Below are 25,212 nucleotides of genomic sequence, written 5' to 3' on the forward strand. Positions count from 1 at the left end.
CGGTCCGTGAGCTCACTTGTGGTGCTCCCGGGTGCCGTCGAGCTTGATGCCGCGCAGGGTCTGGATCACGAGCAGTACGGCGGCCGAGGTCACGGCCATGTCCGCGACGTTGAAGATCGCCCAGTGCGGCGTCTGCAGGAAGTCGACCACGTGCCCGTGGAACGGCGACGGCTCGCGGAAGATCCGGTCCAGGATGTTCCCGACCGCGCCGCCGAACAGCAGCCCGAACGCGACCGCCCAGCCCGCCGAACCGAGCTTGCGGGACAGGTAGATCACGCCGACCGCGACGAGGATCTGGACCGCGCTGATGTACGGCGTGTACCCGGCCCCGAGACTGAACGCCGCCCCCGAGTTCCGGATCAGGTTGAACTTCAGCAAACTCCCGACCACGTTCACCGGCTCCCCAGGCGTCAGATGCGCCAACGCCAGAGCCTTCGTCAGCTGGTCGAGAAACAGCACAACCAACCCAACCCCACCAAACACCACGGTCCACTTCCACGACCGCCCACCCCCGGCCTCGCCGCCGTCGGCGGCGACATCGGCCCCAGAAGACGAGGTGGCACCCAAGCCCGCATGCCCAGCCGCAGGTTTGTCCAGCGCGGCGTCACCCCGCCCGCCTCCGGCTGCACCGGTACCCTCCGCCGCAGAGTCGCCGCTGGAGGCGGCTGCGGCTGTGGTCGGGGCGCCTACTACTACCGGTTCGGTGGGTGGGGACGACAGCGAACCGGCCGACGGGAGGTCGGCCGGCTCAGGGGTGGCTGCGGTGCCCGTCGGGGCGGGGTCGTTCAGCGGCGTTCCTGGCGTTCTTTGCATGAGACACACAGTGTCGCACGCGGGAATGCCTGCAACCGACCCTTGCCGATCGCGTTGCCGCAGTTCTCGCAGACGCCGTACGTGCCGTCGTCGATGCGGGTCAGCGCGAACTCGATCTGGTTCAGCATGTCGCGGGCGTTGTTCGCCAGCGTCAGCTCGTGGTACCGCTCCAGGGTGGTGGAACCGACGTCCGCCTGGTCGTTGCCGGCGCCGTCGCTGCCGTCGCGGAACAACCCGACGATCTCCTGCTCGGCCTCGCGGATCTCCTCCTTGAGGTGCTCGACCTCACCCTCCAGCTCCGCGCGGAGCTCGGCGAGCTCGGCCGCGGTCCACGGATCCTCGCCGTCCTTCACCTTGAAGCTCTCGGCCGTATGTGCCGCGGACTTGGCCGGCGCCGTCGCCGGGGTCCTGTTCTCGTTCGTCTTCATGGCCACCCTCTTCGTCTGAGCTTTCTTGGCAGGGGTCTTAGCCGCTGTGCTTTTCGCCGCGGTGGCCGGTGAAGTCGCTGCCGGCTTCTTCACCGCGGAGGTCTTCTTGGCCGGCGAGGTCTTCGCCGGGCTTTTCCGAGCCGCTGTCTTCTGAACCGGCTCTGCCTTCTTGGCGGCACTCTTCTTGGCCGCGGCTGTGCGTTGGGGGGCGGACTTCTTGGGTGCCGATGTAGCCATGGTCAGCTACCCCCTGCCTTCGTCGGAGACTGGAGCGGACTGGTCGCAAGACAGTAGGACACGTGCCCACCACGTGCCAGCCTGACGCGCAGACCGTGGACATAAGGTAGTCGGTTCTTCAAGTCCGCTCGATGTTCCGAACATCACAAGCGTGTTGCAGACATCACTGTCCGTAACACTTCCCAGGTCAGGCCAGCAATCGCTCGAGCCGTTCCCGGATGTCGTTCTCCTCCCCCTCCACCTCGACCAGCTTGTCCCTGCTGGTCGCACCACGCACCAACCGCACTGCGGACCGCCGCACTCCGAACTCCGCCGCGACCGCGTCCAGGACAGCCTTCGTCGCCTGTCCTTCCACCGCACGGGCTGCCACCGCGACCACCAACGCCGGTCCGGACGGTCCGTCGTACCGGCCGCCGACCGCTGTCCTGGAGGTGCCCGGCTTCACCCGCAGCAGAATTCTCATACCGGAATTCTTACTGCACCACTCTTTAACGATTCGTAGTCACCTGGTACGACGCCGTACACTGACGACCGAGAACCGCAAGGCAGTGATGGGGCCATCACCCCGGAGCCGCCGGAAGAACAGTCCGCAGGGACCTATTAGAACCGGCCGCGTCTCGTTAAGGAAGTGGGTGACCGCACTCCGGGTCACCAAGGAGGGTGGTACCGCGCGGTAACCGGCTCAGCCGGCTACTTCGTCCCTCGTCCAGCAGGCAGGACGCGACGAAGGACGCACAAAGATGGCGGCAAACACTCCCTGGCGGCAGGTCCCCGCCCAGGTCGACTTCCCGGCGATGGAGCGGGAGGTGCTCACGCTCTGGGACGAGCACGACACCTTCGCGAAGAGCCTCGAGCAGTCCGCCGGCGGTACGCCGTGGACGTTCTACGAAGGCCCGCCGACCGCGAACGGCATGCCCGGTACGCACCACATCGAGGCGCGCGTCTTCAAGGACGTGTTCCCGCGGTACCGGACCATGAAGGGCTTCTGGGTCGAGCGCAAGGCCGGCTGGGACTGCCACGGTCTGCCGGTCGAGGTCGCCGTCGAGAAGGAGCTCGGCTTCAACGGCAAGCCGGACATCGAGGCGTACGGGATCGCCGAGTTCAACGCGAAGTGCCGCGAGTCGGTGCTGCGGCACGTGGACGCGTTCAACGAGCTGACGGTCCGGATGGGCTACTGGGTCGACCTCGAGCACCCGTACAAGACGATGGACCCGGAGTACGTCCAGTCGGTCTGGTGGTCGCTCAAGCAGGTGCACGAGAAGGGCCTGCTGGTCGAGGACTACCGGATCACGCCGTACTGCCCGCGCTGTGGCACCGGCCTGTCCGACCACGAGCTCGCGCAGGGGTACGAGACTGTCGTCGACCCGTCGGTCTACGTCCGCTTCCCGCTGACCTCCGGACCGCTGGCGGGCAAGGCCTCGCTGCTGGTCTGGACGACCACCCCGTGGACCCTGGTGTCGAACACGGCCGTCGCCGTGCACCCCGACGTCGAGTACGTGGTTGCCACCGACGGCAACGAGTCCCTCGTGGTGGCCAAGCCGCTGCTGGACCGCCTCGGTGAGGGCTGGACGGTCACGGGCGAGTACGGCGGCCGTGACATGGAGCGGTGGACGTACCAGCGTCCGTTCGAGCTGGTTCCGTTCGACGAGCCGGCGCACTACGTCGTGCTCGCGGAGTACGTCACCACCGAGGACGGCACGGGTCTGGTCCACCAGTCCCCCGCGTTCGGTGCGGACGACCTCGCAGTCGGCCGCGCGTACAACCTGCCGGTGGTGAACCCGGTGGACACCACCGGTCACTTCAACACCGACGTACCGCTGGTCGGCGGGCAGTTCTTCAAGAAGTCCGACGAGACGCTGGTCAAGGACCTCAAGGACCGCGGCCTGCTGTTCAAGCACGTGCCGTACGAGCACCCGTACCCGCACTGCTGGCGCTGCCACACCCCCGTCATGTACTACGCGCTCCCCTCCTGGTACATCCGCACCACCCAGGTGAAGGACGCGCTGCTCCGCGAGAACGAGAAGACCAACTGGTACCCGGACTCCGTCAAGTGGGGCCGGTACGGCGACTGGCTGCGCAACAACATCGACTGGGCCGTGTCCCGCTCCCGCTACTGGGGTACGCCGCTGCCGATCTGGCGTTGCGCCGAGGACCACCAGGTCTGCGTCGGCTCGCTGGCCGAGCTCGGGGAGCTGGCCGGCCGCGACCTGAGCGGCTCCGACCCGCACCGGCCGTACGTCGACGACATCACCTTCGACTGCCCGACCTGTGGCGCCGAGGCGCGCCGGGTGCCGGAGGTGATCGACGCCTGGTACGACTCGGGCTCGATGCCGTTCGCGCAGTGGGGCTACCCGTGGGTCGAGGGCTCGGAGGAGAAGTTCGCGCAGACCTACCCGGCGGACTTCATCTCCGAGGCGATCGACCAGACCCGCGGCTGGTTCTACACGCTGATGGCGATCGGCACGCTGGTGTTCGACGAGTCGTCGTACCGCAACGTCGTCTGCCTCGGGCACATCCTGGCCGAGGACGGCCGGAAGATGTCCAAGCACCTCGGCAACATCCTGGAGCCGATCCCGCTGATGGACGACCACAGCGCGGACGCGGTGCGCTGGTTCATGGCCGCCTCCGGGTCGCCGTGGAAGGCGCGCGGCATCGGGCCGAACGTACTGAACGAGATCGTCCGGAAGGTGCTGCTCACCTACTGGAACACGGTCGCGTTCCATGCCTTGTACGCGCGGCTCGCGGACTGGTCGCCTGCCGACGCACCGGCTGTCGAGGACCGATCCGTACTGGACCGCTGGCTGGTCAGCGAGACGCACCGGCTGGTCCGCGACACCGACGAGGCGTACGCCGCGTTCGACACGCAGCGGCTCGGCCTGCTGATCAACTCGTTCGTCGACGTGCTCTCGAACTGGTACGTCCGCCGTTCCCGCCGCCGGTTCTGGTCCGGTGACGCGAGCGCGCTGGCGACCCTGCACGAGACGCTCGAGGTGCTCACCCGGGTGATGGCGCCGCTGACGCCGTTCGTCACCGAGCGGGTGTGGCAGGACGTGTTCCGCCCGGTCACGCCCGGCCTCGCGGAGTCCGTACACCTGACGAGCTTCCCGACGTACGACGAGACGCTGATCGACGACGTACTCGCGCAGCACGTGTCGATGGCCCGCCGGGTCGTGGAGCTCGGCCGGTCGGCCCGCGCCGAGGCGAAGGTGAAGACCCGGCAGCCGCTGGCGCGCGCGCTGGTCGGGTCCGCCGCGATCGCGGACCTGTCCCCCGAACTGCTGCAGGAGATCGCCGACGAGCTGAACGTGGGCTCGGTCGCGCCGTTGTCCTCGGCGGGTGCGGACCTGGTCGAGTTCTCGGCCAAGGGCAACTTCCGCGAGCTCGGCAAGCGGTTCGCCAAGCAGACCCCGGTGGTCGCGGCCGCGATCGCGGCGGCGGACGCCGGCGCACTGGCCGCCGCGCTGAAGGAGTCGGGTACGGCGACCGTCCTCGTCGACGGCACGGACGTCGAGGTCGGCGAGGCCGAGGTACTGGTGTCCGAGCGGCCGAAGGAAGGCTGGTCGGTGGTCAACGAGCAGGGCGAGACCGTTGCCCTCGACCTCGAGGTCACGCCGGAGCTGAAGCAGGCCGGTCTCGCGCGCGAGGTGGTCCGCACGCTGCAGGAGGCCCGGAAGAACGCCGGCCTCGAAGTGTCGGACCGGATCAAGGTCTGGCTGACCTCGACCGACGCCGAACTGTCCGATGCCCTCGGCAAGCACGCCGACGAGATCGCCCGCGAGGTCCTCGCCGTCGAACTGAACCAGTCGGCCCCGTCGGAGCCGGACGTTGCCACCGGCACCGAAGAGGACCTGCAACTGACCTACTGGCTGAGCAAAGCCTAACGAGGCGGCCGGACGGCGCGAGCCCGCAATGCCGGGCTCGCGCCGAGCCGGTCGATGACATCCAGCAGCAACTGCCGGGTCCTCTCGACCTGCGCATCCCCGAGCTCAGCACGCATTTCCAAGTCCAGCGCCGCGCGATGGTTGCGGGCGGCAGCGATCACCGCGTCGCCGCGGTCGGTGAGCGCGACCTGCCGGGCCCGGGCGTCCTCGGGATCGGGGCGACGGCGCACATAGCCACGCTTCTCCAGGTCCGCGACCGTCTTCGACGCGGCCTGCTGTGTCACGCCGAGCTGCTCGGCGAGTGTGCCGATCGTCACCGGCCCACCGACCAGATGCTGGAACACCACACCGTCCGCGAACCGGGAGTCCGCGAATCCCTCGGCGGCGATCCGCCGTTGCAGCTCGTCGGCCAGTGCCCAGCCGGCGAACAACGAGGCCAGCGACAGATCCAGTTCCATGCCGCTAGAATACACAACCATGGTTGTACAAAACGAGTTCGTGGAGCGCGCGCACCGGATCGTCTGGTGCACGGTGGCGACGGTCGGGCCGGACAAGCGGCCGCGGAGCCGGATCCTGCACCCGATCTGGGAGAACGGCGACCAGCTCACCGGGTGGATCGTCACCCGGGCGACGCCGTTGAAGGTGCGGCATGTTGCTTACAGCCCGTATCTGAGCTGCAGCTACTGGGAGCCCGGTCACGAGGTGGCCGTCGCGGACTGCGCGGCCGAGTGGGTCGATGATGTGGCGACCCGGCAGCGGGTGTGGGAGCTGTACCGGGACGCTCCCCCGCCGCTTGGCTACGACTTCTGGAGTGTGTTCCCCGAGGGACCGGCCGGGGAATCACCCGCACTGCTGAGACTGACGCCGTACCGGTTGCGGCTGAGTGACGTGGAGACACTCAGCGGCCGGAAGGCTGCTCCCGCCTGGCCCTGATTGGCTGACACTGACTGGTTGTCACCGATGCGGGACCGTCAGTCAAATGGGTCCAGACATGACGAAGAGGCGGTGCCGCCGGAAAGCACCGCCCCTTGTCAGAGGGTTTGTCAGACGCCGTGACCGCCGTGCGCCTGGGCGCGCGCCTCGGGACGGAAACCGTTCCGCGGGCTGAGCGTGTCGTCGCCGTTGCCGAGCGCCTTCAGCTGCTCGGTGAAGTACGTCTTCAGGCGGCTGCGGTACTCGCGCTCGTAGGCGTGCAGGTCGTCGATCGTGCGCTCGAGCTGGCCCTTCTGCTTCTCCAGGGTGCCGAGCATCTGCGCACGCCGCTCGGCGATCTCGCCGTCGAGCTTCTCGGCGCGGGCGCGGGCCTCACCGGTCATCCGGTCGGCCTTGCCGCGCGCCTCGTTCTCCAGGCGCTCCGCCTTGGCGCGGGCCTCGCCGATGATCTTGTCGGCGGTGTCCTTCGCCTCCTGGACCAGGTCGTCGGAGTGCTTGGTGGCCATCTCCAGCAGCCGCACCGCGGAGCTGGAGGCGTCGCCGACCGTGCCGGCCGCCGCGGCCGCACCAGGAACCGGCACCGGTGGCTTCGGCTCCTCGGGCTTCTCGACCACGACCGGGGGCTTCGGCTGCTGCACGACCGGCGGCAGCGCGGCGGTCTGGTCGACCGGCCGCTGCTGGTCCGCGCCCGCGCGCTGGGCCGCCGCGAGCTTGGCCCGCAGCTCCTCGTTCTCGGCGAGAAGTCGCTCGAGCTCGGCTTCCACCTCGTCGAGGAAGGAGTCGACCTCTGTGACGTCGTAGCCCTCCCGTAGTCGGACGGGCGTGAACTGCTTCGAGCGGACGTCATCCGGCGTCAGCGGCATCTTTCACCTCGTTTGTCTGTGTCTTGGCGGAGTCCCCGTGGTCTCGCCTTGGCGACTCAGTAGATCACGTTATCGCTTCGTTGTCTTAGAACGGAATCCGGGCTCTACCTACCCACTCCTGAAGACCCTCACCCTCACAACGATCGAAGGGCCGTCGAGTTGATGGCCATCGCCACCGAGACGATGACGAACAGCATCAAGGTGGACAGGTCGATCCGCACGCCACCGGCCCCGATCGGGGGCAGGATCCGCCGCAACGGCTTCAGGAACGGGTCGGTGATCGAGTAGATCAGCTCGAACAACAGCAGCAGCGGCCCCTTCGGGTGCCACTGCGGCGCGAACATCACGATCAGGCCGAGCACGAACCGCGCCACCAGCACCAGGAAGAAGGTGAGCAGCACCCAGTAGAGAACGATGAGGACGAGCGCTAGAGCATCCATGTCGAGAACGAGTGTAGAAGACGCCGAAAGCCAGGTCGCGAACCAGAGCGTCAGCTCTGGTTGTAGAACCCGTCCGCGGCGATCTTCTCCTTCTCCTCGGCGGCGACCGTGACGTTCGGCGGGCAGACCAGGAACACCTTGGTGGTGATCCGCTCGATCGAGCCCCGGCAGCAGAAGATCAGGCCGGCGGCGAAGTCGACCAGCCGCTTCGCGTCGGCGTGGTCCATCTCGGTCAGGTTCATGATGACGGGCGTGCCGTCACGGAAGTGCTCACCGATGACGCGCGCCTCGTTGTAGCTACGCGGGTGCACGGTGGTGATGCGGGCCAACTCGGTAACCTCCGGGGACGGCGCGACCCCGCGCCGGTCTGGGAACTTGCTGACCGTCGCGCCGCCGCCGTGCTCCGTCCGGTCCAAACGGTCCTGGCGCTCGTCGCGGTGCTCGCGAGCTTCGCGGCTCTCCCGGCCGGCGGGTACCGGCTCGGTCTCATGGGAGTCCCCGTCGACGGCTTCGTCGTAGTCGTCGTCGTACTCGTCGTCGTAGGTGTCGTCGTAGCGGGCGTTGTAGCGCTCCCCGTCCTCGACCAAGCCGAGGTACACACCCATCTTGCGCAGTGCGCCGCTCATGGCCCCTCAGCACCTCGATCCGGTTCGACGACAACAGTGAGCAGGAAGCAATCCGCTCGGTGTCGACACTAACCCAGTGGAGACCGCGTACCGAGTAATGCGCGCCCGAGCCGAACGTGTGTCGCACCCTGCTTGATCGCCGCCTCCAGATCGCCGGTCATCCCGGCCGAGATCCAGTCCGCGCCAGGGTGTTCGGAACGTAGCCGTGAGGCTACGTCGCGCAGTCCCGCGAAAGCTTCCTCCGGATCCGAACCGAGTGGCGCGACCGCCATCACGCCCCCGACCTCCAACCCGTCCGCGGCCGCGATCGCCGCGGCGAGCTCGAGTACGCCGGACGGCTCGGCACCACCACGGCCCGCGCCGGTGGCCGCGTCCGCGGACCCGTACGTCGCGAGGCTGACCTGGATGAGGCAGCGCAACGACTTCTCCTCCGCGACGGCCGCCTTCGACAACGCCTCGACGAGTGACGGCCTGTCGACGGAGTGCACGACCGACGCGTACTTCACGACCGAGCGTGACTTCTTCGACTGCAGTTGTCCCACGAAGTGCCAGCTGAGGTCCGGGCAGTCCGGCGCCTTCACCTTGAGCTCCTGCTCGCGGTTCTCGCCGACGTCGGTGACCCCGAGGTCCGCCAGCGCCCGTACGTCGCTGACTGGGAAGGTTTTGGTGATCGCCACGAGGGTCACCTCGTCGCGGTCCCTCCCGGCCGCCTGACAGGCCTTCTGGATCCGCTCCTGCACCTGCTCCAGGTTCGCCCGCAGCTCCTCGGCGCGATCGGTCATGCCGAGACCAGCTTGATCAGCCCGGCCATCCGGCCGCTCTCGGGACCTTCGCGGCGGTACGAGTACAGGTTCCCGGACTCGATCGTGCACGCGGTGGCGTCGACGACCTCGACGCCGCGCTCGGCCAGTTGCGCCCGCACGCCGGCGGCGACGTCGATCGCCGGCGTACCCCAGCTCGTCTCGGAATACGACGCCGGTACCTGTGCCGCGACCTCGGCCCGCATCTCGTCCGGTACCTCGTAGCACTTGCCGCACGCGTACGGGCCGAGCACCGCGGTGATGTTCGTGGCACCGAGTTCCCGCATGGCGTCGACGGTCGCCGGGACGATGCCGACGTACATGCCCTTGCGGCCGGAGTGCGCGGCGCCGATAACCCCGTCGCCGTACAGCAGGACCGGCAGGCAGTCGGCCGCGCGAACGGCGAGTACGACGTCGGACCGGGTCGTGACCAGACCGTCGGCCTTCGGCATCGGCTGGGCCGGCAGTACGTCGCCAGGCCGGACCACGTGCACGTCGCGGCCGTGGACCTGGCTGACCCGCACCACGTGGTCCGCCGGTACACCGAACTCGTCGGCGATCAACCGGAAGTTGGCGATCACACCGTCGGCGTCCGGGCCGGACGCGCTGCCCAGGTTGAGTTCGCCGTACGGCGCTTTGCTGGCGCCGCCGAAGCGATCGGTGAACGCGAGCCGGGCAGCGGAGTGGACCTCGTCGTAGCCGAACACGACTGAAGGTTATCCAGCCGCACCCACAGCCACAGCTAGCGGACCCAGTACCGTCCGCGCCTCGTCGGTCACACTGTTCCGCTCGGAGTCCGCGGGCAGCCCGACCACGTGCTCCGCCGCCCGGCGGTACGCAGCCGCGAACGCCTGCTCGGCCGGAAGCTCGAGATCGGGAACGACGCCGACCCCCTCCCAGTTCGTCCCGGAGACCTGGTTGACCGAACGCGCCACCGGGACCGAGGCCTCGAGCTGCTCGTGCAGCTTGAAGCCGCGACGCGGGTGCGCACCACCGCCGGTCCGCTCGCCCACGATCGTTGCCCGCCCGAACTGCTGCAGGTTGTACGCGAGTTCCTCGCCGCCGGAGAACGTCGCCGTACTGGTCAGCACCCAGATCGGCTTGGCCTTGGCGAACCGCGGACCGGGAACGTACGGCGCCGTCCAGAACTGCCGCGTCGTCCCGTCGGCCGGGGTGACCAGGTCCTGCAGATGAATCGGCTCGTCGGAGTCGAGCAGGTAGCTGCAGAGGAACGCGACCTGGTCGGGCGATCCGCCGAGGCAACGACGCAGGTCGAGGATCATGGCGTCGGTCGACGTCAGCAGTGCGAGTGCGGCGGTGACCGCGGCGGCGGCGTGTTCGGGCGAATACAGCAGCGGACGGATCTCCAGCAGGCCGATGTTGCCGTCGAGCCTTTCGACACGGGCCATCCCGCCGGCGTCCAGCGCGGCCCGGCGGCGCCAGTGTGCTTCCTCCGCCACCGGGTCGGTCTCGTCCGGCAGTCCGTCGCGGCGGAAGATCAGCCGCAGGTGCTTGTCGTCGTTGCCGAGCTGCAGGTCTGCCGTGACGCGCTCGGCCAGTTCCGCCGGGGTCCGGAGCTCGTCGTACCGGCCGGCGGCGACCGCTGCCGCCAAGCGGTCCGCGACCTCGGCGCCGACGTCGGGGAAGACGTAGTGCTCGCCGACCAATGCCCCCAGCCGGCCGAGGACGGACCTGATCTCTTCGGTTTCCATGCCGGGAGTAGACCATCTCGATTGACAAAGCGTCAAGAATTCTCGACGCTTTAGTCATGGCCGAGATCGTGGATCACCTGGAAGTGTCGAGCGCCGCCCAGTTCAAGGCGCTCGGGCACCCGCTGCGGCACCGGCTGCTGTTCGCGCTCGGGCAGGAGGCCGCGACGATCAGCCAGCTGGCCGCTGCGCTGGGGACGGCCAAGGGCAACGTCGCGCATCACCTGGGCGTGCTACGCGATGCCGGAATGGTGCATGTCGCCGAGACACGACAGGTGCGCGGTGGGACCGAGCAGTACTACAAACGGTCCGTACGGCGGTTCGGCTTCTCCGGTGAGGGCGCGCGGGCGAACAACACCGTTGCGCTGCAGGCGGTCGCGGCCGACCTGGAAACGGCCGACAACGACCCGCTGTTCACCGTGCGGAACCTGCGGCTGACCGCGGCTCAGGCGGCCGAACTCGGCGAGACCCTGAGCCGGCTGGTCGACGGACTCACCGACGCCGGGCCGGACGAGGCCCGGTACGGCGTGGTGGTCTCGGTCTACCGGCCGCGCAGTACTACTTGAGGAAGTCGGGGATGTCGAGGTCTTCCTCGGGCTCCGGCTTCTTCGGCTTCGGCTGGCTCGCGGGTGCCGTACCGGTTGCGTTGCTCGGGCCGTGGGTCGGCCAGGAGTGCTGGGTCGACGGGGAGGCCGGGGTGTGCGGGGCAGGCTGAGCCGACTGCTGGCCGTTCTGCACCGTACGCACGCCTTCTTGGGGGCGGGCGGAGTTGGTGGTGCCGGTGCGGGGCTCGGTCGGGGCCGGGACCGGGACGGTGTCGTCGGTCGGCTGGGGGGACGAAGGTGCCGCCTGAGGCTGGGCGTTCTGTTGGCCCGGGACTGCTTGAGATGAGCCCGCGTAGCCCTGGGAGGCTTGGGTTGGGTTGGTGCCTGGCTGGCCCCCGGCCGGCGTGCCGGTGCCGGCCGGCTGGGTGGAGCCGGGTGAGCCCGGGGCCGGCTGGGCGAAGCCGGACTGGGCCGGTTGTTGCGGCTGGCCGGCCTGCTGGTTCGCGGGGGGCGGTGGGGTTTGGGTCGGGTTGGAGACCGTCATCGGCTGGGAGTACGACTGCGGCGCCGGGCGGGAGGACTGCGGGCGGGCCTGGTTCATGGCCTGTTCGCGGCGCTTGGGCATGCCGCCGTCGAAGCCGGCCGCGATCACCGTGACCCGGACCTCGTCGCCGAGGGCGTCGTCGATCACCGCACCGAAGATGATGTTCGCGTCCGAGTGTGCGGACTCCGACACCAGTTGCGCGGCCTCGTTGATCTCGAACAGGCCCAGGTCGGACCCGCCCGCGATCGACAGCAGCACGCCGTGCGCACCCTCGATACTTGCCTCCAGCAACGGAGACGAGATGGCCGCCTCGGCGGCCGCAACCGCGCGGTCCTCGCCGCGGGACGAGCCGATTCCCATCAGCGCGGAGCCGGCGTTCGACATGACCGCCTTGACGTCCGCGAAGTCCACGTTGATCAGACCCGGGGTGGTGATCAGGTCGGTGATACCGGAAACACCCTGCAGCAGCACCTGGTCGGCCTGCTTGAACGCGTCCAGCACGGACACGGCGCGGTCGGAGATGGTCAGCAGCCGGTCGTTCGGGATGACGATCAGCGTGTCCACCTCCTCGCGGAGGGTGCTGATGCCGTCCTCGGCCTGGGTGGCGCGGCGCTTGCCCTCGAACGAGAACGGCCGGGTCACCACACCGATGGTCAGCGCGCCCAGCGACCGGGCGATCCGCGCCACCACGGGCGCGCCGCCGGTGCCGGTGCCGCCGCCCTCGCCGGCGGTGACGAAGACCATGTCGGCGCCCTTGAGCGCCTCCTCGATCTCCTCGGCGTGGTCCTCCGCGGCCTTCTGCCCGATCGCCGGGTTCGCCCCGGCGCCCAGGCCGCGGGTCTCCTCGCGGCCGATGTCGAGCTTGACGTCCGCGTCGCTCATCAGCAACGCCTGGGCGTCGGTGTTGATGGCGATGAACTCAACGCCCTTCAGACCGTGCTCGATCATCCGGTTGACGGCGTTCACGCCGCCTCCGCCGATGCCGACGACCTTGATGAGTGCCAGGTAGTTCTGCGGTGCCGCCACGTCCGCGCCTCTCGCCTCGTTCGTTTCCCGTTGTCCAGCGAAAAGACTGAACCTCAAGTGGATGCTTAGACTTATGTCAACTTTAGATTACGCGGAACGCTACGTGAGGCTTCCGGGCAAAGTCCACGCGCCTCGCCGCACGTCCCGTCATGTGACCTGTCACCGCTTTTCCCCTTTGGTCACAGGGAGATCGGGCGCCGACACGTCGTAGACCTTGGCGTCGCGCTTCATCAGCACGCTCAGTACCCCGGCCTTGCGCTCGCTGTCATCGGAACTGCCCCAAACCACCTTCACACCCGAACTCAGGTTGAGCGTGATCGAGTCCGGCGAGGTCGCCGAGATCGTCCCGACCTGGGTCCGCAGGGTGTCCGGCAGCGCGGCCGAAACCGTCACCACCGAATGGATCGTGACGTCGCGCCGTACCCCGGTCACCTTCGCCTCCGGCAGTCCGGCCGGCCGGTCCGGGACCGTGCGGTACGACGTACCGGTCGCGTCGACCAGCTCGAACCGCGTGCCGTCGGTGACCACCACGACCGGGACCCGTTCGGTGACCACGATCACGATCTTGCGCGGCCAGGCCCGGGTCACCTGCGCGTCCGCGACCGCCGGGATGGTCCGCACCCGGTCCGCGATCGCGCGCAGATCCACCTTCGCCAGCGGGGTCCCGAGCGGTGCGGCCGCGGTCTGCTCGATCGTTGCCACCGGCACCGTGTCGGCACCGCTGATCCGGACCCCGGAGACCGCGAACGCGGACGAGAAGTAGAACAGCCAGACGACCAGGCCGGCCAGCACGACCAGCCCGCCGCCGACGGCCCAGGGCAGCCAGCTACGCCAGCGCACCAGCCGTTGCCGGCGCGCGAACCGCTGCTGTGCCCGAGCCAGATCGACGCTCTGGCTCATTCAACAAACCCCACCCAATTACTCCACCACAGCAACAGCCGTTGCCTCGGCAGGCTCGCGGGCCGATTCGCGAGCACTGGCGCGTTCGGCCAGCAATCCAACGACTTCCGGACCGATCAGCGTCACGTCGCCGGCCCCGAGCGTGACGACCAGGTCGCCCGGCTCGGCGAGGTCCGCGACCAGCTGCGGTACCGCGGACCAGGACGGCTCGAACCGGACCTGGTCGGGCTTCAGCGGAACGTGGTTCGCGATCAGGGCTCCGGTCACGCCCGGCTCCGGGTCCTCGCGGGCCGCGAAGACGTCCATCACCACGACCTCGTCGGCCAGTGCCAGCGCGTCGGAGAACTCGGTCGCGAAGATCCGCGTGCGGCTGAACAGGTGCGGCTGGAAGCACGCGATCACGCGGCCCTCCCCCGCCACCTGGCGAGCCGCGGTCAGGTCGACGGCCAGCTCCGTCGGGTGGTGTGCGTACGAGTCGAAGACCCGGACGCCGTCCTCGAGACCCTTGAACTCGAACCGCCGCCCGGTACCGGTGAAGGACGCCAACCCCTCGGCCAGATCGGCCGCCGAGAACCCGAGCCCCAGCCCGACCGTCAACGCGGCGGACGCGTTCAGCGCGTTGTGCTTGCCCGCCTGCTGCAACTGGACCAGCGGGAGCCGCCGGCCGTGGTACACGGGTACGAACGACTGGGTCGCCCCGGTCGCGGTGATCTCGGTGACCCGCAGGTCGGCGTCTTCGGACTCGCCGTAGGTCCGTACGTCGATGTCGCGTTCCTTCGCGTACGCCGCCAGCTTGCGGGCGCCGGCGTCGTCGTGGCAGATCACCATGAACCCGCCCGGCAGCACCCGCGCGCAGAACTCCTCGAACGCCTTGCGGTAGCTGGCCTCGTCGCCGTAGTTGTCCAGATGGTCCGGCTCGACCGACGTGACGATCGACACCTCGGGCGAGTAGGTCAGGAACGACTTGTCCGACTCGTCCGCCTCGGCGACGAACAGGTCGCCGGTGCCGTCGTGGGCGTTCGACCCGGACTCGTTGAGGTTCCCACCGATCGCGTACGACGGGTCGGCGCCGCAGTGCTGCAGCGCGACCGTCAGCATCGACGTGGTCGTGGTCTTGCCGTGCGTACCGGCGACGGCGAGCGTCCGGCGGCCGACCATCACCGACGCGAGCGCGGCGGCCCGGGGCAGGATCGGGATCCCGGCCGCGCGGGCGGCGACCACCTCGGGGTTGGTCTCCCGGATCGCGGTCGACACCACGACGGTGTCGGCGTCCTTGACGTGCTCGGCCGCGTGGCCGACCCAGCAGGTGGCGCCGAGCGCACGGAGCGCGGCCAGCACCTTGCCGTCCTTGGCGTCGGAGCCGGACACCTCGATGCCGCGGGACGCCATGATCCGGGCGATGCCGGACATGCCGGCGCCGCCGATACCTACGAAGTGCACCCTGCCCAGCTTCTCGGCCGGTAACAGCGTGTCAGGAGCGGTGACGATCACGAAGCAGACCTCACCACATCCAGGATGATCCGCGCCAATCGCTCGTCGGCGTCGGTCCGGATCACACCGGTCGCTGCTGTGGACATGGCTGTGAGACGCGCGCGGTCGAGCAGAAGTTGCGGCACGTTGGCGCGGACCCAGTCGACGGTCAGGTCGGCGTTGTCGATCAGGATGCCGCCGCCGACGTCGACGACCGGCTTCGCGTTCAGCCGCTGCTCACCGTTACCGATCGGCAGCGGGACGTAGATGGCCGGCAGGCCGACACCGGACACCTCGGTGACCGTGTTCGCGCCGGAGCGGCAGACGACCAGGTCGGCGGCGGCGTACGCCAGGTCCATCCGGTCCACGTAGTTCAGCACGACGTACGGCAGCGGGCCGGTCTGCGGGACCTCGAGGGTGTTCTTCGGGCCGATCGCGTGCAGCACCTGGATACCGGCCGCCTGCAGGTCCGCGGCCGCGCCCGAGACGGACTCGTTGATCCGCTGCGCGCCCTGTGAACCACCGGTCACGAACAGCGTCGGCGCGTCCGGGTCGAGACCGAAGAACCGCCGCGCCTCGGCGCGCAGCGCGGCCCGGTCCAGCGTCGAGATCGCCCGCCGGATCGGCAGCCCGACGTACTCGGCGTGCGGCAGGTCGGATCCGGGGAACGAGGTCTTCACGTTCTCGGTGCAGTACCTGGCGGCGAACTTGTTCGCGATCCCCGGCACCGCGTTGCCCTCGTGCACCACGATCGGCGTCTTGCGCCGCCAGGCAGCGACGTACGCCGGGGTCGACACGTAGCCGCCGAAGCCGACCAGCACGTCCGCCTTGGCCTCGTCGAGCACCTTGCGGGCGGCGCTCACCGAGGCGAGCATCTTGCCAGGTACGGCGAACAGCGCGGGCGTGGGCTTGCGCGGCAGCGGCACCGGCGGGATCAGCTCCAGCCGGTACCCGGCCTCCGGGATCACCCGCGTCTCCAGGCCGCGCTCGGTGCCGAGCGCGACGATCTCGATGGTGGGGTCGATCCGGCGCAGCGCGTCCGCCGTGGCGATCAGGGGTGAGGTGTGACCGGCGCTACCGCCACCGGCCAGAACGATGCTGGGCACAGCTTTCAACGCTCCCGCGGTTTCATTTGTACGACATACGTCGCGAGGACAACCAGCCGAAACGAGGACGCCGGGTTTCTTTCAGGGCGGCCTGCGCGCCGGGCTCGGCCTTCGCGAAGGACAGCAGCATGCCGATCGCGATCAGCGTCGGCAGCAGTGCGGAACCACCGTACGACAAAAGCGGGAGCGGGATACCCACGATGGGTAGCAGTCCGATCACCGCACCGAGGTTGACCACGGTCTGCGCCATGATCCAGACGGTGATCCCCGCGGCCGCATAACGGACGAACGGCTGGGTGTTCCGGGTCGCGATCCGCACCCCGGCGTAGGCGAGCAGCAGGAACAGCGCGATCACGGTCAGCGACCCGACCAGGCCGAGTTCCTCGCCGATCACCGAGAAGATGAAGTCGGTGTGCGCCTCGGGCAGGTTGCCCCACTTCTGCCGGCTGTTGCCGATCCCGACGCCCCACCAGCCGCCGGTCGAGAGCGCGTAGAACGAGTGGTACGCCTGCCAGCCGACGCCGGACGGGTCACCGAACGGGTCGAGGAACGACGTCACCCGCTGCATCCGGTAGCGCTCCGCGTTGACGAAGTACGCCGCGACGAGTCCGACCACGCCGATCGTGCCGACGAACAACCGGGTCGGCGCGCCGACGACCCAGATCATGCCGATCATCACGGCCATCAGGACCAGCGCCGTACCAAGGTCGTGCTGGCCGACGACGAGCGCGATCACCAGACCGCAGACCGGGACCATCGGCACCAGCAGGTGCTTCCACTGGGTGAGCAGCTTCTCCTTGCGGGCGTACAGATCCGCGCACCACATCACCATCGCGAGCTTCGCGAACTCGCTCGGCTGGATCTGCAGCGGCCCGCCGAGGCGCAGCCAGTTGGTGTTGCCGTTCACGCCGACGCCGAGGCCCGGGATGAACGTCAGCACCAGCAGGAACGTGGAGCCGAGCAGCGCGACGTACGCGAGCATCCGGAAGTGCCGCGGCGTCATCCGGGAGGCGACGTACGCCATCGGGAGACCGACGACGACCCAGATCAGCTGCCGGGTGAAGATCGTGTAGCTGCTGCCGTACGCGCGGAATGACAGCACGCTGGACGCCGACAGCACCATCATCAGGCCGAGCACCAGCAGCAGGCCGGTCGCGCCGAGCACGATGTGGTACGACGTCAGCGGCCGGTCCAGCACGTCCCGGATCGCGGCGATCCACGGGCGCTCGGTGGTCTGCTTCTTCTGGTCCGGCTGATCTGCGACCGACGTCACGCGATCACCCCAGTCGGCGTACGGCTGCGGCGAAGGCGTCGCCGCGCGCTCCGTAGTTGGCGAACATGTCCCAGGACGCGCAGCCAGGTGCGAGCAGCACGGTGTCCCCCACCTGTGCCAGCTTCGCCGCCTCCCCCACCACGATCTCCATAGCACCAGTGTCCGTTGACTCGACGACGATCCTCGGGACATCCGGTGCGTGTCGCTGCAGAGCTTCGGCGATCACGGCCTTGTCCTGGCCGAGCAGTACGACGGCCCGCAGCCGTTCGCGAGCTGCGATCACGAGGTCGTCGAACGTCGCGCCCTTGGCCTGACCGCCGGCGATCCAGACCACGTGCTCGTACGCGAGCAACGAGGCCTGCGCGGCGTGCGGGTTGGTGGCCTTCGAGTCGTCGACATAGTTGACTCCGGCAACGTCCGCGACGTGTGCGATCCGGTGCTTGTCCGGGTGGAACCCGCGCAGCGCATCGCGCACCGCGTTCGCCGGTACGCCGAACGAACGGGCCAGTGCGGCCGCGGCCAGCGCGTTCGCGACGTTGTGCGGCGCGGGCGGGTTGACGTCGTTGATCGTGGCCAGTTCGAGTGCCGACGTCGACCGCTGCTCGATGAACGCGCGGTCGACGAGCAGGTCGTCGACGATGCCGAGCATCGACAGTCCGGGCGTACCGAGGGTGAAGCCGATCGCGCGGCAGCCCTCGATCACGTCGGCCTCCTCGACCAGGTGCTCGGTGGCCGGGTCGGCGACGTTGTACACGCACGCGACCTGGCAGTTCTCGAAGATCTTGCCCTTCGCCGCGGCGTACGCGTCGAGCGAACCGTGCCAGTCGACGTGGTCCGGCGCGATGTTCAGCACGGCGGCCGAATGCGCCGACAGCGAATGCGTGAAGTGCAGTTGGTAGCTGGACAGCTCGACCGCGATCACGTCGTACGGCTCGGGGTCCATGACGGCTTCCAGCAGCGGCAGCCCGACGTTGCCCGCGGCAACGGCCCGGTTTCCGGCCGCCTGCAGCATCGCGGTCAGCATCTGCACGGTCGTGGTCTTGCCGTTGGTGCCGGTGATGCAGAGCCACGGTGCCGCGTGCGCCGGGTCGCGCAGTCGCCAGGCGAGCTCGATCTCGCTCCAGATCGGTACGTCCCGCTCGGCCGCCTGAGCAAGCAGCGGTGCGTGCGGCGGTACGCCGGGCGACGTCACGACGACGTCGACGTCCTTCGGGAGTTCCTGCGTACTGCCCGGACCGAGCGTGATCGTCGCGCCTAGCGTCTCGAGGATCTGTGCCTTCTCGCGCAACGCCTCGTTGTCGCGGTCGTCGAGTACGACGAGGTGCTCCGCGCCGGCCTGCAACAGCGAGTCAGCACAGGCGTAGCCCGCCGTACCGAAGCCGAGAACGACGAACCGCGTCGTGTCCCAGCCGTCGTCGGTCCGTGTCGTCAGCGTCATCCCGTGACCCATTCCGCGTAGAAGACCCCGAGTCCGATCACGACGCACAGGCCCTGGATGATCCAGAACCGGATCACCACGTTCACCTGTTCCCAGCCGAGCATCTCGAAGTGGTGATGCAGTGGCGCCATCCGGAACAACCGTTTGCCGTGCGTCAGTTTGAAGTAGCCCACCTGCAGGATGACCGACGCGGTGATCAGCACGAACAGGCCGCCGAGCAGCAGTACGAGCAACTCCGTGCGCGTCATCACCGCCATGCCGGCCAGTGCGCCACCGAGCGACAGCGAACCGGTGTCGCCCATGAAGATCTTCGCCGGCGACGCGTTCCACCACAGGAACCCGAACAGCGCCCCGGTCAGACAGGCCGCGACCACGGCCAGGTCGCGTGGATCGCGTACTTCGTAACACTTGGCGCCGACGCCGCGCTCGGTCGCGCAGCTCTGGTTGAACTGCCAGATGCAGATCAGCGTGTACGCGCCGAACACCATCATCGACGCGCCGGTCGCCAGACCGTCCAGACCGTCGGCGAGGTTCACGCCGTTGGACATGCCGGCGATCAGCAGCAGGATCCAGATGATCACCAGGATCGCCGGCAGCTGGAGCCAGCCGATGTCCCGGATGAACGAGATGAACGGTGACGCCGGCCGCTGCCCGCGGTCGTCCGGGAACTGCAGCGCGAGCACCGCGAAGATCACCGCGACCAGCGTCTGGCCGGCCAGTTTCGCCTTGCTGCGCAGGCCGAGGCTGCGCTGCCGGAAGATCTTGATGAAGTCGTCCAGGAAGCCGACCGTGCCCATCCCGGCGAACAGGAACAGCACCAGGATCGCCGATGCGGTCGGCGGCTGCATCGTGAACAGCTTCGCCGCGAAGTACCCGACGATCGTCGCGACGATGAAGACCGTGCCGCCCATGGTCGGCGTACCGCGCTTGATCATGTGCGACTGCAGACCGTCGTCACGGATCTCCTGGCCGTAGCCGCGGCGGGCCAGCCACTTGATCGCGTACCGGGTCCCGAGCAGGGTCAGCACCATCGAGACGGCACCGCCGAACAGGATCGAGATCACTGCTGTTCCTCCAGCAGGGCGTCGGCGAGGCTGCGCAGCTTCGCCGCCTTCGAGGACTTCACCAGTACGACGTCACCCGCGCGCAGCTCGCCGCGGAGCAGCTCCAGCGCCTCGGGAATGGTCTCCACGAACACGGACTCGTTGCCCCACGAGCCCTCCAGCGAGGCGCCGAGGTGGATCGGTTTCGCGCCCGCGCCGACCACGACCAGCCGGTTCACGTCCAGCCGGACGGCCAGCCGGCCGATCGCGTCGTGCGCCTCCTGCGAGGTGTCGCCGAGTTCGAGCATCTCGCCGAGCACCGCCCAGGTCCGCGCGCCGCGGGACCGGCCGATCGCGACCAGCGACTTCAGCGCCGCGCGGGTCGAGTCCGGGTTCGCGTTGAACGCGTCGTTGATGATCGTCACGCCGTCCGCGCGCTCGGTCAGCTCCATCCGCGCGGCCGACACCCGTTGCGCGGCGTTCAGCCCGTCGGCGATCTGCTCGGGCGTCAGTCCGACCGCCAGTGCGACGGCTGCGGCGGCGAGTGCGTTCGAGACGTGGTGCTCGCCGATCAGCTGCAGCTGGACGTTGCCGCTGAAACCGCCGACGTGCAACGTGAACGCGGGCCGGCCTTCGCCGTCGAGCTTCACGTCGGTCGCCCGGACATCGGCCTCGGGCGCCTCGCCGAAGGTCAGAACCTTCTCGTGCGTACGGCTCCGCATCGCCGCCACCCGGTGGTCGTCGGCGTTCAGTACCGCCGTACCGCCCGGCCGCACAGCCTCGATCAGCTCGCCCTTGGCGATCGCGATGTTGTCCTGGGACCCGAACTCGCCGATGTGCGACGTGCCGACGTTCAGCACCAGGCCGACCTTCGGCGGGGTGATCCCGCTCAGGAACCGGATGTCGCCGGTGTGCCGCGCGCCCATCTCGGCGACCAGGTACTTCGTCGCCGTGGTCGCCTGCAGCGCGGTCAACGGATGCCCGAGCTCGTTGTTGAACGACCCTTCCGGCGCCACGGTCTCGCCGTACGGACGGACCAGCTGGCCGATCAGGTCCTTCGCACTGGTCTTCCCGGTCGAACCGGTCAGGCCGATCACGGTCAGGTCCGGCAGCTTGGCGATCACGTGCCTGGCCAGGTCGCCGAGCGCGCGCTGCGTGTCGTCGACCACGATGCACGGGCGGCCCTCGACCGGCCGCGTGGTCAGCGAGACGGTGACGCCCGCCGCGGTCGCCGTACCGACGAAGTCGTGACCGTCGACGCGCTCACCGAGCACGGCGACGAACAGCCCACCCGGTCCGGCGGCTCGGGAGTCGATCACCACCGGGCCGTCGACGACAGCCGTGGGCTCGGCGCCCACGAGGTCGCCGCGGACGGCCTCGGCGATCTCGCCGCAACTGACAGGGATCACCGGTCTGCCTCCAACAGCTCACGCACGGTTTCGCGGTCGTCGAACGAGTGGATCACGCCGCCGACGTCCTGGCCTGTCTCATGTCCCTTGCCGAGCACGACGACGGTGTCGCCCGGTCCGGCCAGCTCGATCGCGGCCGCGATCGCCCGCCGCCGGTCACCGATCTCGTGCAGATCCACGTCCGGTACGGCGTCCCGCGCGCCGGCGATCGCGGCCGCGCGGATGGCGGCCGGGTCCTCGCTGCGCGGGTTGTCGTCGGTGACGATCACGACGTCCGCGGCCTTCGCCGCCTCGGCGCCCATCGCGGGCCGCTTCCACGGGTCGCGGTCGCCGCCGCAGCCCACGACTGCGAACAACCGGCCCTTCGTCGCGGTCCGCGCGGCCTTCAGCGCAAGGGCCACCGCGTCGGGCGTGTGCGCGTAGTCCACAACGACCGCCAGCCCGTCCTCGCGGGTGAACGTCTCCATCCGCCCCGGCACGCTCGCGGTCCGCAGCCCGGCCGCGATCGCCTCGGCGGGTACGTCGAGCTGCCGCAGCATCGCGGTCGCGAGCAGCGCGTTGGCGATGTTGAAGTCACCTGGCAGCCCGATCTCGACCGTCAGCGTCTCCCCGGGCCCTTGGATATCGAGCACCGTAGTGCCGTGCTCGGAGCGGTGCCGGTGCGCGACCGTCCAGTCGGCGTCACCCTTCGTCGACACGGTGACCAGCGGTACGACGGTCTGCGCGGCCAGGCGCCGGCCGTACTCGTCGTCGATCGTCACCACGGCGACATCGCAGCGCTCCGGGGTGAACAACGAGGCCTTCGCCTGGAAGTACTCCTCGAACGTCTTGTGGAAGTCCAGGTGGTCCTGCGTCAGGTTCAGGAAGCCCGCGACCGCGAACCGGGCGCCGTCGACGCGGCCCAGCGCCAGCGCGTGGCTCGACACCTCCATCGCGCACCACGCGACGGCCCGCTCGCGCATCACCGCGAACAGGGCCTGCAGGTCAGTGGCCTCCGGTGTGGTCCGGACGCTCTTCACGACCTCGTCCCCAACGCGCGTTTGAATCGTGCCGATCAGCGCCGTCGGACCGAGCTCCCGCAGCACCGAGTCCAGCAGGAAGCTGGTCGTGGTCTTGCCGTTCGTCCCGGTCACCCCGAGCAGCCGCAGCTCGCTCGTCGGCTCACCGTAGATCCGGGAGGCGACCGCGCCGAGCACACTGCGCGGCTTGTCGACGACCAGCACCGGGAGCCCGGTGGCCTCGGCCCGTTCGGCACCGGCCGGGTCGGTCAGTACGGCGACCGCGCCCGCCTGCTGGGCTTTCGCGACGAACTCCGCGCCGTGCGTGACCGCACCGGGCAGCGCGGCGTACAGGTCACCGGGAAGGATGGAACGCGAGTCGAGGGACACGCCGGTCACGCTCACCGGCGACGGTGCCGGGAGCTCGACATGGGCGACGTTCGCGAGGTCCGCGAGGCTCACAGGCACGACGTGCCGTGGCCTGATCGCTGCGACCGCGCCGCCGGCGGCGGTAGGGGTGGACACGGGCCCTGAGGCTACCGCTCCGGACCCCATGACTCCTACCTGGCCCGTCACCACGTCAGCGGAATGTTCGGCTGCGCCGCCCCCGTCGGCGGTACGACGTACTTCTGCAGCGCGTAGCTCATCACGTCTCGGAACACCGGTCCTCCTTGCAGGCCTCCACCCCGGGCACCCTGGGGATCGTGGAGTACGACGTACGTCACGAACCGCGGGTTGTCGGCCGGGGCGAATCCGGCGAAAGAAGTCGCCCAGTTGCCGTACTTGCCGGTGCCGGGGACGACCTGCTGCGCGGTACCGGTCTTGCCGGCCACCAGGTAGCCGTCGATCGCGGCCTGCGGCGCGGTGCCCTTCTTCGCGGTCACCGACTCCATCATCGTGGTGACCTCCTTGGCAGCCTGCTCGCTCACCACCCGGCGGGCCGGTGCGGACTGGTTCGGCGTCAGCGTGCCGTCGGCCTGGATGTAGTTCCGGATCAGCTTCGGCGGCTCGTACACGCCGCCGTTCGCGACCGCGTTCACCGCGGCGGCCTCCTGGACCGCGTTCACCGACAGGCCCTGGCCGAACGCGACGTTCGAGCGGGTGATCTCCGGCCACTCGTCGCCGGGCGCCAGCCGGCCGTTCGTCTCGCCCGGGAAGTTCAGCCCGGTCGGCTCGCCGAAGCCGAAGTCGTGCAGGTACTTCACGAACTGCGCGATCGGCATCCGCTGCGCGGCCATGATCGTGCCGACGTTCGACGACTTCGCGATCACGCCGGAGATGGTCAGGTTCATCTTGTCGTGCGCCCAGTGGTCCTTGATGATCCGGCGCTGCACGTCGATGCTGCCGGGAACCTGCAGCTTGGTGTTCAGGTTGATCTTCCCGGCGTCGGCGAGTGCGGCCATCGTGACGACCTTCTGCACGCTGCCGGGCTCGAAGCTGCGCTCGAGGGCCGGGTTGTTCAGGTCCTTCGACGTGTACGGCTTGTTCGGGTCGAACGACGGGTAGTTCGCCAGTGCGAGCAGTTCGCCGGTCTTCACGTCCATCACCACGACCGTGCCGGCGCTCGCCTTGTACTGCTGAACCGCCTGCTGGATCCGCTTCTCGGCGAAGAACTGCAGGTCGGTGTCCAGGGTCAGCTGGACGCCGACGCCGGGCTTCGGCTCCTGCACGGTGTGGTTCGCGTTCGGGATCTGGTTGCCGCGGGCATCTACCTCGTAGACCGCCTTGCCGTTGACTCCGGACAGCTTGTCGTTCAGGCCGTACTCGAGCCCGGACAGACCCTTGCCGTCGGCACCGGTGACGCCGACCAGGGTCGCGGCGATACTGCCGTTCGGGTGGCTGCGGATCGGGTCTTCCTCGGTGTACAGCCCGGTCAGCAGCGGGAGCAGCTGCTCCTTCGGCTTGCCCTTGTTCTGCGCGGCGATCGGGATGTTCGCGGCCTTGATGTCGGCCTGGATCGCGCTCCACGTCGTCGGGCTCACCTGGTGCGCGACGTACGCGAACCGGCCGGTGCCGGACAGCGCCGCGATCAGCTTCGCCGTCGTCGTACCCGGGAGCTTCGGTGCGAGGATCGCGGCCAGCTGCTGCGCGACCGGCTTCGTCTGCTGCGGGTCCGCGGTGATCGCGACGGCGTCCTCGGTGACCGCGAGCTCTACGCCGTTGCGGTCCTCGATGGTGCCGCGGTCCGCGTGCAGGGTGTACGAGCGGGCGTTCTCCTTGGTCGCCGCGGCGGCGTAGCTGTCCGGGTCCACGCCCTGCAGCAGTACGAGCCGCCCGGCGAACAGCGACAGTACGAACGCCATCACCCCGAACGTCAACCGCAACCGCAACGCCGGCCGCCCCAACCGCAGCATCCGCGGCGCCTTCCTGACCCGCCGCTTCTTGGGCCGAGGCCTAGGCCTGTTCTGCGGCGGCCGCTTCTTCCCAGCCGCCTTCTTCACCGGCCGCTTCGCAGCGCTCTTCTTCGCAGGTGCCTGCTTACGAGCGGTCGGCGTACTGCTCGACGGTCGCTTGGCAGCAGCCTTCTTCACCGGGCGCGGCGCCGCGGCCCCGCTTGCGCGCTCCTGTTCCTCACGCGCTTTGCGGAGGAGGCGGTCTCGGGTGGATTCGGGGCGTGGGGGGGTTGCGCGGGTACTGTCCGTAGCGGGTGGACGACGGGGCTGGGCCTTGCGGGGTGGGTTTCCCCGGCCCGGTGCGGCGCCACGCTTGCGTGGCGGCTCGTTTCCCCGT

General features: G+C 69.1%; 23 protein-coding genes. 3 read left to right on the top strand and 20 right to left on the bottom strand.

Features of this window, described 5'->3' with window-relative positions; genetic code table 11:
• Positions 1 to 12: 12 nt before the first annotated feature.
• The 3 genes from lspA to ACFYRU_RS36145 all read right to left on the bottom strand — a co-directional run bounded on the left by lspA (position 13) and on the right by ACFYRU_RS36145 (position 1,941).
• Entirely contained in the window at positions 13 to 813 is an 801-nt protein-coding gene (lspA, locus tag ACFYRU_RS36135) for a signal peptidase II (RefSeq protein WP_387667540.1), read from the bottom strand.
• Positions 786 to 1,241: a TraR/DksA family transcriptional regulator gene (locus ACFYRU_RS36140; RefSeq protein WP_387667543.1), complete on the bottom strand. Its 456-nt coding sequence runs from the start codon at positions 1,239 to 1,241 to the stop codon at positions 786 to 788. Before ACFYRU_RS36140 ends, lspA begins: the two co-directional genes overlap by 28 nt.
• Before the next feature lie 424 nt (positions 1,242 to 1,665).
• The gene (locus tag ACFYRU_RS36145) at positions 1,666 to 1,941 is read right to left on the bottom strand and encodes a DUF167 domain-containing protein (RefSeq protein ID WP_387667546.1); all 276 of its coding nucleotides are present in this window, start codon (positions 1,939 to 1,941) and stop codon (positions 1,666 to 1,668) included.
• Between the two features lie 277 nt (positions 1,942 to 2,218).
• Between ACFYRU_RS36145 and ileS the strand changes: the two genes are divergently transcribed.
• The gene (gene ileS, locus ACFYRU_RS36150; RefSeq protein ID WP_387667548.1) at positions 2,219 to 5,359 is read left to right on the top strand and encodes an isoleucine--tRNA ligase; all 3,141 of its coding nucleotides are present in this window, start codon (positions 2,219 to 2,221) and stop codon (positions 5,357 to 5,359) included.
• Here the strand turns inward: ileS and ACFYRU_RS36155 are convergent.
• Positions 5,356 to 5,817 carry a MarR family winged helix-turn-helix transcriptional regulator gene (locus ACFYRU_RS36155; RefSeq protein ID WP_387667550.1) on the bottom strand — a complete coding sequence of 154 codons (462 nt, stop codon included), beginning with the start codon at positions 5,815 to 5,817 and terminating at the stop codon, positions 5,356 to 5,358. The genes ileS and ACFYRU_RS36155 overlap by 4 nt on opposite strands.
• Positions 5,818 to 5,836: 19 nt before the next feature.
• On the opposite strand from ACFYRU_RS36155, the gene ACFYRU_RS36160 reads away from it, so the two are divergent.
• Entirely contained in the window at positions 5,837 to 6,292 is a 456-nt protein-coding gene (locus ACFYRU_RS36160; protein ID WP_387667554.1) for a pyridoxamine 5'-phosphate oxidase family protein, read from the top strand.
• Positions 6,293 to 6,402: 110 nt separating this feature from the next.
• On the opposite strand, the gene ACFYRU_RS36165 is transcribed toward ACFYRU_RS36160, so the two are convergent.
• The 6 genes from ACFYRU_RS36165 to ACFYRU_RS36190 all read right to left on the bottom strand — a co-directional run bounded on the left by ACFYRU_RS36165 (position 6,403) and on the right by ACFYRU_RS36190 (position 10,733).
• Positions 6,403 to 7,155 (bottom strand): DivIVA domain-containing protein, encoded by a 753-nt coding sequence (locus ACFYRU_RS36165; RefSeq protein WP_387667556.1) that lies wholly within the window; start codon positions 7,153 to 7,155, stop codon positions 6,403 to 6,405.
• A 134-nt stretch (positions 7,156 to 7,289) separates the two neighbouring features.
• Positions 7,290 to 7,595, bottom strand: coding sequence for a YggT family protein (locus tag ACFYRU_RS36170; protein WP_387667558.1), 306 nt, complete (start codon positions 7,593 to 7,595; stop codon positions 7,290 to 7,292).
• Positions 7,596 to 7,645: 50 nt separating this feature from the next.
• Positions 7,646 to 8,221 (bottom strand): cell division protein SepF, encoded by a 576-nt coding sequence (locus tag ACFYRU_RS36175; protein ID WP_387667560.1) that lies wholly within the window; start codon positions 8,219 to 8,221, stop codon positions 7,646 to 7,648.
• A 68-nt stretch (positions 8,222 to 8,289) separates the two neighbouring features.
• Positions 8,290 to 9,003, bottom strand: coding sequence for a YggS family pyridoxal phosphate-dependent enzyme (locus ACFYRU_RS36180; RefSeq protein WP_387667563.1), 714 nt, complete (start codon positions 9,001 to 9,003; stop codon positions 8,290 to 8,292).
• Entirely contained in the window at positions 9,000 to 9,728 is a 729-nt protein-coding gene (gene pgeF, locus ACFYRU_RS36185; RefSeq protein WP_387667566.1) for a peptidoglycan editing factor PgeF, read from the bottom strand. Before pgeF ends, ACFYRU_RS36180 begins: the two co-directional genes overlap by 4 nt.
• 9 nt (positions 9,729 to 9,737) lie before the next feature.
• Positions 9,738 to 10,733 (bottom strand): S41 family peptidase, encoded by a 996-nt coding sequence (locus tag ACFYRU_RS36190; protein ID WP_387667567.1) that lies wholly within the window; start codon positions 10,731 to 10,733, stop codon positions 9,738 to 9,740.
• A 56-nt stretch (positions 10,734 to 10,789) separates the two neighbouring features.
• On the opposite strand from ACFYRU_RS36190, the gene ACFYRU_RS36195 reads away from it, so the two are divergent.
• A complete protein-coding gene (locus ACFYRU_RS36195; RefSeq protein ID WP_387667570.1) occupies positions 10,790 to 11,296 on the top strand; it encodes an ArsR/SmtB family transcription factor in 507 nt (168 codons plus the stop codon).
• Here the strand turns inward: ACFYRU_RS36195 and ftsZ are convergent.
• The 10 genes from ftsZ to ACFYRU_RS36245 form a co-directional block, all read right to left on the bottom strand.
• Entirely contained in the window at positions 11,289 to 12,845 is a 1,557-nt protein-coding gene (gene ftsZ, locus ACFYRU_RS36200) for a cell division protein FtsZ (protein ID WP_387667572.1), read from the bottom strand. The genes ACFYRU_RS36195 and ftsZ overlap by 8 nt on opposite strands.
• A gap of 159 nt (positions 12,846 to 13,004) precedes the next feature.
• Entirely contained in the window at positions 13,005 to 13,745 is a 741-nt protein-coding gene (locus ACFYRU_RS36205; protein WP_387667574.1) for a cell division protein FtsQ/DivIB, read from the bottom strand.
• Between the two features lie 18 nt (positions 13,746 to 13,763).
• On the bottom strand, positions 13,764 to 15,236 hold the full coding sequence (gene murC / locus ACFYRU_RS36210) for a UDP-N-acetylmuramate--L-alanine ligase (protein WP_387667576.1): 1,473 nt from the start codon (positions 15,234 to 15,236) through the stop codon (positions 13,764 to 13,766).
• Positions 15,233 to 16,321: an undecaprenyldiphospho-muramoylpentapeptide beta-N-acetylglucosaminyltransferase gene (gene murG / locus ACFYRU_RS36215; RefSeq protein ID WP_387667579.1), complete on the bottom strand. Its 1,089-nt coding sequence runs from the start codon at positions 16,319 to 16,321 to the stop codon at positions 15,233 to 15,235. Before murG ends, murC begins: the two co-directional genes overlap by 4 nt.
• A gap of 22 nt (positions 16,322 to 16,343) precedes the next feature.
• Positions 16,344 to 17,594 carry a putative lipid II flippase FtsW gene (ftsW, locus tag ACFYRU_RS36220; protein WP_387667582.1) on the bottom strand — a complete coding sequence of 417 codons (1,251 nt, stop codon included), beginning with the start codon at positions 17,592 to 17,594 and terminating at the stop codon, positions 16,344 to 16,346.
• A 4-nt stretch (positions 17,595 to 17,598) separates the two neighbouring features.
• Positions 17,599 to 19,032 carry a UDP-N-acetylmuramoyl-L-alanine--D-glutamate ligase gene (gene murD, locus ACFYRU_RS36225; protein ID WP_387667585.1) on the bottom strand — a complete coding sequence of 478 codons (1,434 nt, stop codon included), beginning with the start codon at positions 19,030 to 19,032 and terminating at the stop codon, positions 17,599 to 17,601.
• Positions 19,029 to 20,096, bottom strand: a complete 1,068-nt coding sequence (gene mraY / locus ACFYRU_RS36230; RefSeq protein WP_387667587.1) for a phospho-N-acetylmuramoyl-pentapeptide-transferase — start codon at positions 20,094 to 20,096, stop codon at positions 19,029 to 19,031. Before mraY ends, murD begins: the two co-directional genes overlap by 4 nt.
• A complete protein-coding gene (murF, locus tag ACFYRU_RS36235) occupies positions 20,093 to 21,484 on the bottom strand; it encodes a UDP-N-acetylmuramoyl-tripeptide--D-alanyl-D-alanine ligase (RefSeq protein ID WP_387667589.1) in 1,392 nt (463 codons plus the stop codon). Before murF ends, mraY begins: the two co-directional genes overlap by 4 nt.
• Positions 21,481 to 23,007, bottom strand: a complete 1,527-nt coding sequence (locus tag ACFYRU_RS36240) for a UDP-N-acetylmuramoyl-L-alanyl-D-glutamate--2,6-diaminopimelate ligase (protein ID WP_387667591.1) — start codon at positions 23,005 to 23,007, stop codon at positions 21,481 to 21,483. The genes murF and ACFYRU_RS36240 overlap by 4 nt, the downstream gene beginning before the upstream one ends.
• A 47-nt stretch (positions 23,008 to 23,054) precedes the next feature.
• Entirely contained in the window at positions 23,055 to 25,013 is a 1,959-nt protein-coding gene (locus ACFYRU_RS36245) for a penicillin-binding transpeptidase domain-containing protein (protein WP_387667593.1), read from the bottom strand.
• Between the last annotated feature and the right edge of the window lie 199 nt (positions 25,014 to 25,212).

It is taken from the genome of Kribbella sp. NPDC004536 (assembly GCF_042873835.1).
Classification (GTDB): domain Bacteria; phylum Actinomycetota; class Actinomycetes; order Propionibacteriales; family Kribbellaceae; genus Kribbella.